Consider the following 12,599-nt stretch of genomic DNA (forward strand, 5'->3'; position numbering starts at 1 on the left):
CGGCGGCGGGCCGCCCCCGCACGGGGTGGCGGTGTCAGGGCCCGGACGGCGTGGCCTCACGCGGGACACCCCCCTCGGTCACCAGCGCATGGGTCAGCAGCTTCTGGCGGGGCAGGGACAGTCGCCCCCGATTCCAGTGGAAGACGGTGAAGTACGCCGCAGCCGTGCGCGGTCCGACCGTCGCCTCACCACCCTCGAAGTACCCCTTCCGCCAGCGGACGGCGGCCTGGCGGATCGCCTGGGCGTGCCGCACCAGCGCCGGGCGGCGCTCCTCGGGAAAGGCGAGCAGCGCCTCCTCGCGGGGTGCCCGCCAGAACGCGGCGATGCCGGCTGCGGCCTGCTCGCGAGCAGCACGATCGGTACCCCCCGCAGCCCCCAGTCCGCGTCCGGCCTCCCGGCTCAGGGTGTGCCACACCCCGCGGTGCTCCCAGCCGACGATGCCCAGCCCGGTGAAGAGCTCCCGCAGGAGCAGGAGCGAGTGCCGCCAGGCCGCCAACTGGCCCGCACGGCCGGGATGCCGGACATGGTGGTCCAGCCAGGCGAAGGAATCGAGGGTGAAGAGGTCGTGCACGTACGCCATCGACGCCGGGCCGCCGAAGAGATAGTGCTCGGGCTCGTAGACCACGCACACCGGCCGCGTCCGCGCCCCCTCGCACCGGGCGAACCGGCGCAGCAGCGAGGCACGCAACTGCGTGGCGCCGTCACCGTCCGGCTCGGGGGCCTGAAAACGCACCCGGATTCCGGGGTCCTTGTGCATGAAGAAGAAATTGCGCGCCCGTTCGGCGCCGAGGAATTCCCGTGCGACGACACCCAGTTCCGCGCAGAACTCCGTACGCACCCGCTCTTCCGGTTCCACAGCCAGATTGACCTGCGCCCAAGGCGCCTCGGCGCCCGCATCCCGGGCGGCGGCCAGCCCGGCGGCAAAGCCCACCGACAGCGCCGCCCGGCCACGCAACCGCATCTCACGGAGCCGTTCCGCTACGGCGGACCGGGCATACGGCGGACGCAGCAAATACCAAGCATCGGGCAATTCTCGCCCCCTTCGCCGGTGATTACGCTGCCCGCAATCACGTCATGAAGGGGACTTGCCCGCCCTCCCGATCAACCAACAACCGAGCCATATTCTTCATATGACCGGCAGTTGTGCGCCGGTGCACTCGGGCCTGCCCGGCGAACCTCGCGTGCCCGGCACCGACGCTGCACCTCACCCGAAGGGGGCACGAGCGAAGGGCACACGGGCGAGGCCCCACGGGCGAAGGGGAAGCACGGGTGAGGGGGGCATGGGCGAAGGTGGGGGCATGGGCGAAGAGGGCATGGGCGAAGGGGGGCACGGGCAAGCTGCTGAGCACCGGCAGCTCAGGGGTGCATCCGCGCACCTTTGAGAACCTTGTCCACCGCGTTGCGCGGCCCATGGACCGCCATCCCCACCAGGTCGAGCTGGTCGGTGCCCACCGCCCGTACGGCCGCCCGGTTGTCCCGGTCGTTGCCCGTGCTGAACAGGTCCGAGGTGAACACGGCCCTCGGCAGCGAGCGGGACAGCGCACGACGGTGCGCCGTGGTCAGCGTCTCCTTCGTCCCCTGGAAAACCAGCACGGGCTGGCGGAACATCGGCAGATACGCGGTGCCGTCGGCGTCCTCGTACGGCTCGCCGATCACCTCGGGCGACACCGTACCGAGCCCGCTGACGACGAAGGCGGTCACATTCAGCCGCTGCCAGGGCTCCAGATCGTCGCGCAGCAGTACAGCGATCTTCGTGTCGAAACGAACGGGAAAGTTCCGCACCGCCGCACCGGTCGCGACCCCGGCTTCATCCATCTTTCTCATGCTCTGAGATTGCAGGTTGCGAGCCTGCGCCGTCTTGTACGTTCTTTGCATGGCGTACCAGCAGGAGATCTCTGCCTGGCGCCCGTCGGTCCCGGGCGTCAGGGAGGTCTTCCATGCCCACTACACCGAGCACACGTACCCCATGCACGTCCACGACGCCTGGACCCTGCTGATCGTCGACGACGGCGCGGTCCGCTACGACCTGGACCGCCATGAGCGCGGCACCCCGAACGACACCGTCAGTCTGCTGCCGCCACAGATCCCGCACAACGGCTCTCCGGTCACCGCTCGCGGCTTTCGCAAGCGTGTGCTCTACCTCGATATGACGCAGCTGGACGCCGGCCTCATCGGGCCGGCGGTCGACGGCCCGGACCTCACGGATCCTCTGCTGCGCAGACGCGTCGGACAGCTGCACACCTCCCTCGCCGACCGGGGAGACGAACTGGAGGCCGAGAGTCGTCTTGCCCTCATCAGCCAGCGCCTGCGCGAGCACTTGCGCCCCCGAGCGATCATCGACAGTGCCGGGCCGGACCGCGGTGTCGCCCACAATCTGCGCGACCTCCTCGACGAGCGCTTCCGCGAAGGCACCACCCTGGAAGAGGCCGCGCGGCTGCTCCACGCCCACCCCGCGCACCTCGTCCGTGCCTTCAGCGCCGCGTTCGGCATCCCGCCCCACCAGTACGTGACGTCCCGACGCGTCGACCTGGCCCGCCGTCTGCTGCTCGACGGGCAGCCACCGGGCGAGGTGGCAACCGCGGCCGGCTTCTACGACCAGTCCCACCTCACCCGGCACTTCAAGCGCGTACTGGGCATCGCCCCGGGCAGCTACGCCCGTACCGGCCCCCTGGGCTGAGCGACGCCGGCGCCGGCGAGCGCGCTCTTGCCGGGGGCCGCCAGGGCGGCTGCCCTCTCACGGGCGGTGGCGGCGAGGGCCGCCTGCCCCAGCTGGTCGGCGAGACGGGCCTGCCCGAGCCAGTTGTAGGGGCTGGTGGGACGCAGGTTGAGACGCTCACTCAGCAAGGTGCGGGCCAGCTCCCACCGTTGTCCGCGCAGCGCCGCCTCGACCAATGTGCGCTGCACCGCGTCCCGCTGCGCATGGCTGCCACCGAACGTCTGCAACCGCCCGCGCAGCGGCAGCAGCAGGTCGACGGCCTCCGTGTAGCGTCCCCGGGCGAAGGCGATCAGTGCCCGGCACACCGGCAGCCCGACCTCGGCCGTCATCGTGTGATTGGTGACGCCGGGATGTGGACGCGCCGCCCACTCCGTACGGTCGGCCACCAGTTCCTCCGCCTCCCGCACCCGCCCGGCACCGAGGTAGGCCATGACGGCGTGGGTGTCGTTGAAGGCGTAGTGCGGACCGTCGTCACGCGCCGCCCAGGCATCGGCGAGCGCGCCCCAGCGGTCGCCGACCAACTGCTGAGCGTCCTCTGCCGTTTCGGCGTCCACATAGAACCGCCACAGCAGCGCTGCCGCGTCCAGCAGTTCGAGCGCCAGCCCCGAGGAGGACGCGGGGTCCAGCGTGGCGTCGTAGATCTCCAGCACCCGGTCCGTATCGCCCGACTCCAGCGCATAGAGGGCGTAGTGCCACCAGTTGTGCACCGCCATCATGTTGTTGGCGCCCCAGTCCCTCCGTCGCGCGTCGAGATAGCGGATACCGTCCGCGAAGCGGCCCTGCATCTCGAAGGCGTGCACAACGGCGTGGATGCCCCACACGTCGCGGGGCTGCCGCTCCACGGCGGACATCGCCACCTGCCCGGCCCTGGAGTATTCGCCCGACTCCTCCAGGCCGAAACCGAACATGCCCAGCAGCGGCCCGTAGTGCGGATCCTCCTCGTCCCAGGCCGTCAACGCCCCGGCGATCCGATCGCGCAGCGAGTCGGCGTTCCCCGTGAAGAAGTCGATCTGGTGCCCGACCACCAGCGCCAACGTGTCTCGCGGCCAGCCGACGTTGATCTCGCGCAGCATCGCACCGGCCCGCTCGATGTCCCCGCCGAGCCAGACGGACGCCGCACGCAGATGGGCGCGCTCGCGCTCGGTGAAGGCAGTGTGGTCCGCCTCGGCACGGAAGCGTGCGAACTCCTCGCCCGCCGCGACCGCCTGGGTCCGCTCCGTACCCAGCAGCCCCAGATACGCGGCGAACGCCTGCCCCAACGGCGCCCCCGGCGCCACCCGGCGCATCGCCCCCACCGACTCGGCGACATCGCCCCGGAAGAAGAGCAGCGAATCGACCGCACTCTCGTACCACGCCGCAGCCTCCTCACCCCCCTCTCCACCGCCGAGCCCACTCATCTTCAGCCCGTGCCGATCCCTCCGCCGACGGCCACCCGGCCTGCTCCGGCCCGTCTCACCCGGAGCACTTTCACCGGGGGCGGCACCGCCCCTCCGTGGAGCACCGCCGATACCCACAGCGCGCCCGCTCCCGGTGCTCTCCGCCGGAGCATCTACCGTCCCACCGTCGCGCTCCTCCTTTGCGTGCTCGTGCTCTTTCGCAGCCGCCCCGCCCGGTGCGCTCCCACCCCCCGACGACGCGGTCTCACTCGGTGCGGCGACCGGACCGACCGGTGCCGTTACGGGGACCCGTCCCTCCGTTCCGCTTGCCGCGTCCTCCACGCCCGGTGCGCTGCCCATTGCCGCTCCTCCCGCCGACGCCAGTGCCACCGCCGACCGGGGTGGCCTTCCCACGCGGCATACCCCGCGCCTGCTGCGAGGCCTCATGCTGCCCGGGTGGAGGGCCGGGCAGCCAGTGAGCGGGGCGGGTCAGCGTGTCGGGGACAGCGGTGGCGGCGTCACCGCGCGCGGCATTCACTTGCGCCTGGGTCACAAAGAGCGAGTCCGACAGATCGGCGCCCCGCAGATCTGCGTCACGCAGGTCGGCGCCGAGGAGATCGGCCCGCCGCAGATCGGCCCCGCGCAGGTCCGCAGCGATCAGCAGCGCCCCCCGCAGGGTGGCCCCGCGCAGCCGCTCGCCCCGCAGCCGAGCTCCCATCAGGTCGGCCCGCCGCAGATCCCGTCCACCCAGACCGTCCCGCACCTGCTGACTGACCTGCTCCAACACCACCCCCACCCGCGCCCGCCACGCGTCCACATCCACATCGCGCAGCACCTCCGCGTCCGCTTCGACGAGCGCATCGATCTCCGCGATCAGCGAGGGGGCCTCCTCGCCGTGCCCGACGGCTTCGGCCTCCGTCAGCAGCCACAGCAACTCGTGCAGCTGCCTCGTCACCCGGAAGACGGCGAACATCTCCGGTCCCGGCGTCAGCCCGTCCCGGCCGGTCACCCGCTGCCCGGCGCCGAAGCAGTCGAAGACCGCGCAGCCGGTGAAGCCGCTCTCCCGCAGCCGCGCATGAATCGAGCACCGGTTGTCGGTGGTCAGGTTTCCGCATCGCTTCCCGGCAGGCTTGTCGACGGCGAAGTCGGCCGACGCCGTGAACGGCAGCGCCACACAGCACAGCCCCGCGCAGTTCGCGCAGTCGGCCCGCAACCGTTCCACACTCCCCCGCCCTCTCATCTCACTCACCCATCCAACCTAACCTGCCCAGAACCACCCACTGTCCTGCGACGATGCCGGACCTGTACCCGTACCGCCGCCACCCGCCGTGCCCCGCGCGCCGGCCCGGGCGCCGGGCGAGCACCGGGTGGCGGGCCAGGCGCCGGGCGAGCCGGGTAGCGGCCGGGCGCGGGCAGGCGTCGGGTGGCAGGCAGGCCCCGGGCGACTGCCCCAGGCAGCAGGCACGCGCCGGGCGGCAGGCAGCAGGCGGGCAGCCGGTGCGCGGCGGCCGCCGGTCGGTCTCGCCCGTCCTCCAGACCGGTCCACCCGCCGCGCTCTGCCCCCGACCCCCGGTCCGCGGCGACGTCACCCGCCCTTCCCCGTTGACCCATCACCCCTCACCTCTCTTCTGTTGGTCCCTCACCTCGCAAGGCACCCGCCCCAGGAAGCCGCCGGCCACCCGCAGAGTCCCGCCATTGGAGCCCCATCCCGGCGAGGCCCGGGAGCCCTCCGAGAGGGAAGGCTTCAGGGGCGCGCCCCCGGGGGGGAGAGAGCTGGCGGGACGGGCGGCGGCTCCAAGAGCTGTCAGGCGCGCGCGTCCGGTCTACCGGCCGGCCCTCTCAGCAGCCCGTACGCGGGGACGACGCTCGCCACCAGGCCCAGTACCAGGCAGCCGCCCACGGCACCTGTCACCCAGGGCCAGGCGATCACCGCCTCCACCGGAACGCCCAGGCTCTCGCGTAGCCCATGGACCATCCCCATCAGCGCGGGTATGACCACAGCCATCCCCAGCACGGCCCCCAACGCGACAGCACAGACGGTTTCCCCCGCGACCGCCCGCAGCGCCTGTCCGCAGGTGGCCCCCGAGAGCCGTAGGATCCGCAGATCCCTCGCTCGGTCAGCGGTGGCCGTCAGCAAAGTAGAGGCGACGGCTATGGCGGTGTATCCCGCCGTCATGGCCACCAGCATCAGTGTGAAGATCCACACCAGGCGGTCCTCTTCGGCTTCGGCCGACGAGGCGTAGCTCCCCACCGAGACCTCGTGCGCCCTCAGCACACTGCCGAGCTGCGGCAACGCGTCCTCACCAGTGCGGTAAGCGACATCCGCGAGAGCCGACGGGTCGTGTTCGCGCACCACCGCACGTGGAAGTACCAGCTGATACGGCACTTCCTCGTCGCCCAGCACCGCCACCACCCGCAGCCGCTCCTTGCGGCCGTCCTCGAAGGTGACCACCGCACTGCGCCCCGACCGCCATCCGTGAGCCGCCGCGACGGACTCGGCCACCACGACGCTTCCGGCCCTTGGCGCGGGGTGACCATAGAGCTGAGGGAAGCCCTCACCGACCCCCACCGCCATCAGCGCAGACTGCCCGCGTCCGCCATACACGGTGGTGGACAGCATCGCGTTCCGCGTCAGGCCGGTTTCCTCCGTCGCGGCATCGCTGAGGCCGGGGGTGCCTGTGGGCGCCAGTGCGGTGCGCGCCTGCACGGCAGCCGCTTGCCGGTCGGTGTCCGCGGTCTCCGTCGTCTGCACCGTGCTGGTGATGAGCACGGCGAACGTCACGGTGGCCAGCACCGGAGCGACAGTGGCCGAGGTGCGACGCACCGCTGTTCGCATGTTCTCCCGCACAAGCAGAGCTGTCGCTCCCGGCCGACGGGCCAGCGGGCGGGTGAGCGCTCCGATGACGGGCCGCACCAGCGCCGGTATGAGCAGGGTGAGCCCCGCGGTCAGACCTGTTGCCGTGCCCAAACCGAGCAGCACCATGGTGTCGCTGTCGGCCAATGCTGTTCCCACTGCGCAGCCCAGTCCGAGGGCGGTCACCACCAGCCCGACCATCCAACGCCTGCGGGTCATGGGTTGCTCGTCGACAGCCGCCTCCCGCATCGACTCCATCGGCGCCACTTTCGCCGCGCGCCGGGAGGCCGACCATGCTCCCGCCAGCGCGACAGCGGCCCCCAGCGCCACCGCTGCGCACGGCACCCACCAGCGGGACCGCACCGTGAAGCCCTCCGGTTGCAATCCGGCGTCCACCAGGACCTCGGCCACCGAGGGGGCGAGAGCCGACCCCGCGATCGCCCCCAGGGCGGCTCCGAGCACTCCTACGGTCATCGCCTCGGCACAAACTGTGCGGCGCACCTGCTTCGGCGTGGCTCCGATGGTACGCAGCAATCCGAACTCGCGGCGTCGCTGCGCCACGGTGAACGCGAACGTCGAGGAGACGATGAAAACGGTCACGAAGGCCGAGAGTGCGGCCATGGCGGTGAGTACTTGTCCACCGATCCACCGGGTCATCTCGTCCTGCTGGGGTGCCAGGGCGTCGCGGCTCTCTCCGGTGAGGACTTCGCCTCCTCCGTCCGCCCGGATCACCACTCGCTCGGCGGCAGCTGCGATCTGCGCGACCGGCGTACCGCTCTCCAGGGCGAGCCCGATGACCCGGACCCCTCCGGCGAGGGCCTCCGCACGAGCGTCGGTGACGTAGTAGCCGGGCCCGTCCAGCGTGCCGGACACGGTGAAGCGGTGAGGGCCGTCAGCAGTGAGGACCGTCACCTGTTCTCCGGGCTGGTGTCCGTAGGACCGGGCGAGAGCGATGTCGTCGCGTTGCGTGGGAGGTCGCCCGTCGTGGAGGCCGTAGGAGGCCAGGGCGGCCGAGGACCAGCCATGGCCCTGCCGCTCCCCCTTCTTCTGCTCGATACCCGGCAGTTGGGCGTAGAAGGAACGATCGGCGACGGCGGCCCGCACCCCGGGGAGGTCGGCCAACTGCCTTCGCAGTTGCGCAGCGTGGCCCGGCTCCCAGGGGCGCGGCTCAGCGAACTGGCCTCCCGTCTGCTCCCCTGTCGGCGCCCGCACCAACACGGGGGCACCGGCCAGCCGTTCGGGCACCCCGGTGCCCCCGGACAGCAACATCAAGGCGCTCATCGTCACGACCGTGACGCCGAGCGCCACGGCCACGAACGATCCCAGGAACGCCGACCAGCGCTCCCGTACGGTCGCCAAGCTGATCACGGCCGCACCGCCCCTCGCCCTTCGACCGCCGGCCCGGAAACCGGATACGGCCCAGCGGTCCCGACCGTCGACTTCTCCAACGCGGCCATCCGGGCCGCGATCGCCTCCGCACCGTCACTGCCGGGAAGTTCGCTGACGGGCAAGCCGTCGGCGAGAAGCACTACCCGGTGCGCGTAGGCGGCGGCTGCGGGATCGTGGGTGACCATGACGATCGTCTGCTCATGCGTGTCCACCAGCTCGCGTAGCAGCCGAAGGACCCCGTGTGAGGTATGGGTGTCGAGCGCGCCTGTCGGTTCGTCGGCGAAAAGCACCGCTGGGCGGGTGATGACGGCGCGGGCCAGAGCCACTCGCTGCTGTTGGCCTCCGGACAGCTCGCTGGGCCGGTGTCCGGCGCGCTCGCCGAGTCCGAACCGCTCCAGAGCCGCCACCACTTCTCCCGGCCGGGCGCGCCGCCCGGCGAGCCGCAGCGGCAACTCGACGTTCTGGGCGGCCGTCAGCGCCGAGACGAGGTTGAAGGACTGGAAGACGAAACCGATGCGCTCGCGGCGCAGCACCGTCAAAGCGTCCTCGCTCAAGTCTCCCAGCGCCACGCCGTCGACCAGCACGCTTCCCCTGGTCGGCCGCTCCATACCTGCTGCGCAGTGCAACAACGTGGACTTGCCGGAGCCGGACGGGCCCATGACGGCGGTCATCGTGCCGCGCCCGAATCGGAGGGAGACGCCCCGCAGCGCGGTGACGGCTCGTTCCCCTTCTCCGTACCGCTTCTCCACCCCGCGCAGTTCCACGGGTGTCGGCTCTGCGGGTGTCGGCGGGCCGGGGCGTTCGGCAAGATGCTCGGCCGCCGGCTCGTTGGCCTGCGGCGTGGTCTGTTCTGTGGTCATGGCTCAAGGGAACGCCGCGGGATGCCCCGAACACAGCAGTGCCTGGGCGAGTATCAGGACTACACCTGGCACTACTGCCCTGGCCCGCGCCGCCCGGCTACGGTCGTTCGGTGATCTCACGAACCGTTCTGGAAGCTCTCGGCCGTGCGCCGCTACGGTTTCCACTCACCGCCTGGCCATGGCGCTCGCTGGCCTATCTGCTGTCCGGCGGCGGACTGGCGGCCGCGGTGTATCTGACCGTCGCGGCCGTCCTGGCCGCGCCGTTCGGAAGAACGGCGGGAGTGCTCTGCTCGGTGCTGGCCATAGCGTTCGGTGCCGCGCTTGCCGGACCGCTGGAACGGTGGCGTCTCGGCTTGGTGGAGCCCGAGGCCCCGCTCCCGCCCAGGGACCGGAGAACCTATGGGTACGGTGCCGTCTCCGTGTTGGCCGTGGCGTGGGCCGACCTGGCGGTAGCGCTGGTTTCGCTCGGCATACCCGGCGTGCTGCTGCTCTCTCCGTTCCAGCCGACCGCGACGAGTTGGGAGAAGGTCGCAGGTCCGATAGCCGGTGCGATGCTGTTGATCGTCGCGACCTACCCAATAGGCGCATGGGCGGGAGTCCGTGGCGCGGTCACGCGTTCGGTGCTGGCTCCCGAGGAGAGCGAACTGCGGGAAGTCGTCCGCTCCCGGGCCCGGCTGGTGGACGCCTTCGAGACCGAGCGGCGCCGCATCGAACGCGATCTGCACGACGGGGCCCAGCAGCGGCTGGTGGCGCTCAACGTTCGGTTGGGGCTGGCCGCGTTGGACGTGCCTGCGGGGAGTGTCGCGGCCAAAGAGATCGGTGAAGCGCATGCGCTGGCCAAGGAGGCTCTGGCCGAGTTGCGGGAGCTGATCCGCAATGTGCATCCGCAGGTGCTCAGCGAGCGGGGACTGCACGCGGCGGTGCGGGACATAGCGGGTCGCTCGCCCATACCTGTCGATGTGGACATCGAGCTGCCGGGCCGGCTGCCGGCAACTGCGGAGACCACCGCGTTCTTCGTGACGTCCGAGGCGTTGGCCAACGTGGCGAAGCACAGTGGGGCGGCGCACTGCCGGGTGAGAGTACGGGTCAAGAAGGGGGTGCTGGATGTGGAAGTGATGGACGACGGAGTGGGCGGTGCGGATACGGAGGCGGGCTCGGGCCTTACAGGCTTGGCCGACCGGGTCGCGGCAGCCGACGGCAGAATGTTCCTGTCCAGTCCGATGGGTGGGCCCACCCGGGTGAGAGCGGAGATCCCATGCAGACCGAGCGTCCTCTCCGCCTCGTAATAGCTGAGGATGCGGTGTTGCTGCGTGAGGGGATGGTCCAGTTGCTCCAGCGCTTCGGCCATGAGGTGTTGGCGGCGGTGGGCGACGGCGACGCTCTGCTCGCGGCGGTACGGGAGCATCGGCCGGAGCTGGTGGTGGCGGATGTGCGAATGCCGCCGGACTTCACCGATGAGGGCTTGCGTGCGGTGCGCACTCTGCAGATGGAGCAGCCGGGGCTCGCCGTGCTGGTGCTGAGCCAATACGTCGAGCAGACCTTCGCCGAGGAGCTGATGGATCAGGGGGGTCAGCGGGCCGGAATGGGATATCTGCTCAAGGAACGGGTGGGCGATGTCGGCGAGTTCATGGACGCGGTGGCCCGTGTCGCCCGGGGCGTCACGGTTGTCGACCCGGATGTGGTGAGCCAACTCCTCGCTCGCCGTCGTGGTCCTTTGGAACGGCTCACTCCACGGGAGCGCGAGGTGCTGGCGCTGATGGCGGAGGGGCACTCCAACACGGCTATCGCTCGGCGTCTGGTGGTGACGGAAGCGGCCGTCGCTAAACACATCGCGGGGATTCTGCTCAAGCTCGACCTGCCGGCCGACAATCCGGAGGTCAACCGCCGCGTAGTCGCCGTGCTGACGTACCTGCGAGGGGAGGACGCATGAGCATATAAGAGAGCAAAGGGGTCAGGGCTTGCGGGCCACGGCGCCGAACTGAGCGACGGCTTTCTCGTCCGCTGCCACATATCCGGGCCGCCATTGCGCACACGAGACGATGCCGGGCTCCAGCACCTCCAGCCCCTGGAAGAACCGGGCGATCTCGGCACCGGTGCGGGCGGTGATGGGGGGTGTGGCGTTCTCGTTCCAAAAGCGCATCGCCTCGACGTTGCCGGCACCGCCCAACTCCAGAGTGGGGTGCGTGAGCACCAGATAGCTGCCCGAAGGCATGGCCGCCATCAGGGTCTTCACGATGCCTTCAGCCTCGTCCGTGCTGTCGATGAAGTTGAGAATGCCCAGCAGTATGACGGCGACCGGTTCGGCGAAGTCGAGGGTGTCCGCAGCGGCGTCGAGGATGGCTTGCGGCTGGTGGGCATCGGCGTCGATGTAGTCCGTTTCCCCCTCCGGGGTGCCTGCGAGCAGGGCACGGGCATGGGCGAGCACGGTGGGATCGTTGTCGACGTAGACGATCCGTGAGGTGGGGGCCACAGCCTGGGCCACCTGGTGGGTGTTCTCGACGGTGGGCAGCCCGGTGCCGATGTCTAGGTACTGCCGGATGCCTGCCTCACCCGCCAGAAACCGTACGGAGTGGCCGAGGAAGGCGCGGTCCGCGCGGGCAACCTCGCGGATGACGGGAAACATGCTGGTGACGTGGTCGCCGACCTGCTGGTCCACGTCGTAGTAGTCCTTGCCGCCCAGCCAGTAGTTCCACACCCTGGCGTTGTGCGCGACGTGGGCGACCGGGGGCGTCTCCCCTGGAGGGTCGCTGCGCTCGCTCACGTTGGTGCCCTCTCCACTCGACGCTGCGCCCAGGCGTTGTGGGCCGAGTCTAGGCCGGGCCCCCGGCACTCCAATAGTGCAGCGCCGCGTCGAGCCCCGCTCGGCGCAGAAGAGGGATTGGTGCTTCCTCCAGGCGAACCTGGCAGATGCTATAGAAAGGAGAGCCAAAGATTGCAGATGCGAGCCCAGACCCCATACGTTGACGCACATGCAGTCATACACCATCGGGCAGGCCGCACGGCTGCTCGGCGTCAGCCCGGACACGGCTCGGCGGTGGGCTGACGCCGGCCGAGTCGCCACCCACCGTGACGAGAGCGGGCGACGGCTGATCGAGGGACGCGACCTGGCCGCCTTCTCCGTCCAGCTCGGCCAGCACACCGGCGAGGACGAGGAGACCCCCTACACCTCGGCGCGCAACGCGTTTCCCGGCATCGTCACCGCCGTCAAGCTCGGCGATGTGGCGGCTCAGGTCGAGATCCAGGCGGGCCCGCACCGGCTGGTCTCCCTGTTGACCCGGGAAGCCGTCGAGGAGCTGGGGCTGGAGGTCGGGATGCAGGCCGCCGCCCGGGTGAAGTCGACGAACGTCCACATCGACCGGCCCTGAGGCCTCGGGGTCGAGTCCGCTGTGCGGGCTGCGTTCCGT

General features: G+C 70.6%; 11 protein-coding genes. 4 read left to right on the top strand and 7 right to left on the bottom strand.

The window, feature by feature from the left end; all coding sequences use genetic code 11:
* Positions 1-34: 34 nt before the first annotated feature.
* Both KBY19_RS22455 and KBY19_RS22460 read right to left on the bottom strand, forming a co-directional pair.
* Positions 35-961: a thiopeptide-type bacteriocin biosynthesis protein gene (locus tag KBY19_RS22455; RefSeq protein WP_210966555.1), complete on the bottom strand. Its 927-nt coding sequence runs from the start codon at positions 959-961 to the stop codon at positions 35-37.
* Between the two features lie 395 nt (positions 962-1,356).
* Entirely contained in the window at positions 1,357-1,824 is a 468-nt protein-coding gene (locus KBY19_RS22460) for a DUF2000 domain-containing protein (RefSeq protein ID WP_247691288.1), read from the bottom strand.
* A 49-nt stretch (positions 1,825-1,873) separates the two neighbouring features.
* On the opposite strand from KBY19_RS22460, the gene KBY19_RS22465 reads away from it, so the two are divergent.
* Positions 1,874-2,677: an AraC family transcriptional regulator gene (locus tag KBY19_RS22465; protein WP_210966556.1), complete on the top strand. Its 804-nt coding sequence runs from the start codon at positions 1,874-1,876 to the stop codon at positions 2,675-2,677.
* Here the strand turns inward: KBY19_RS22465 and KBY19_RS22470 are convergent.
* The 4 genes from KBY19_RS22470 to KBY19_RS22485 all read right to left on the bottom strand — a co-directional run bounded on the left by KBY19_RS22470 (position 2,650) and on the right by KBY19_RS22485 (position 9,195).
* Entirely contained in the window at positions 2,650-4,113 is a 1,464-nt protein-coding gene (locus KBY19_RS22470) for a tetratricopeptide repeat protein (protein ID WP_099879693.1), read from the bottom strand. The two genes, KBY19_RS22465 and KBY19_RS22470, sit on opposite strands and share 28 nt — an antisense overlap.
* A gap of 244 nt (positions 4,114-4,357) precedes the next feature.
* Positions 4,358-5,332 carry a pentapeptide repeat-containing protein gene (locus KBY19_RS22475; protein WP_099886411.1) on the bottom strand — a complete coding sequence of 325 codons (975 nt, stop codon included), beginning with the start codon at positions 5,330-5,332 and terminating at the stop codon, positions 4,358-4,360.
* A gap of 564 nt (positions 5,333-5,896) precedes the next feature.
* Positions 5,897-8,314 (bottom strand): FtsX-like permease family protein, encoded by a 2,418-nt coding sequence (locus KBY19_RS22480; RefSeq protein ID WP_210966557.1) that lies wholly within the window; start codon positions 8,312-8,314, stop codon positions 5,897-5,899.
* Positions 8,311-9,195: an ABC transporter ATP-binding protein gene (locus tag KBY19_RS22485; protein WP_210966558.1), complete on the bottom strand. Its 885-nt coding sequence runs from the start codon at positions 9,193-9,195 to the stop codon at positions 8,311-8,313. Before KBY19_RS22485 ends, KBY19_RS22480 begins: the two co-directional genes overlap by 4 nt.
* Positions 9,196-9,305: 110 nt before the next feature.
* On the opposite strand from KBY19_RS22485, the gene KBY19_RS22490 reads away from it, so the two are divergent.
* Positions 9,306-10,481: a sensor histidine kinase gene (locus KBY19_RS22490; RefSeq protein WP_099879699.1), complete on the top strand. Its 1,176-nt coding sequence runs from the start codon at positions 9,306-9,308 to the stop codon at positions 10,479-10,481.
* Positions 10,451-11,125, top strand: coding sequence for a response regulator transcription factor (locus tag KBY19_RS22495; RefSeq protein ID WP_099879701.1), 675 nt, complete (start codon positions 10,451-10,453; stop codon positions 11,123-11,125). The genes KBY19_RS22490 and KBY19_RS22495 overlap by 31 nt, the downstream gene beginning before the upstream one ends.
* A 21-nt stretch (positions 11,126-11,146) precedes the next feature.
* On the opposite strand, the gene KBY19_RS22500 is transcribed toward KBY19_RS22495, so the two are convergent.
* Positions 11,147-11,956, bottom strand: a complete 810-nt coding sequence (locus KBY19_RS22500; RefSeq protein WP_099879703.1) for an SAM-dependent methyltransferase — start codon at positions 11,954-11,956, stop codon at positions 11,147-11,149.
* A 208-nt stretch (positions 11,957-12,164) separates the two neighbouring features.
* Here KBY19_RS22500 and KBY19_RS22505 point away from each other — a divergent pair, with 208 nt between their 5' ends.
* Positions 12,165-12,560: a molybdopterin-binding protein gene (locus KBY19_RS22505; protein WP_210966559.1), complete on the top strand. Its 396-nt coding sequence runs from the start codon at positions 12,165-12,167 to the stop codon at positions 12,558-12,560.
* The last annotated feature ends 39 nt before the right edge of the window (positions 12,561-12,599 follow it).

This window comes from Streptomyces sp. B15 (assembly GCF_018070605.1).
Lineage (GTDB): Bacteria > Actinomycetota > Actinomycetes > Streptomycetales > Streptomycetaceae > Streptomyces > Streptomyces smyrnaeus.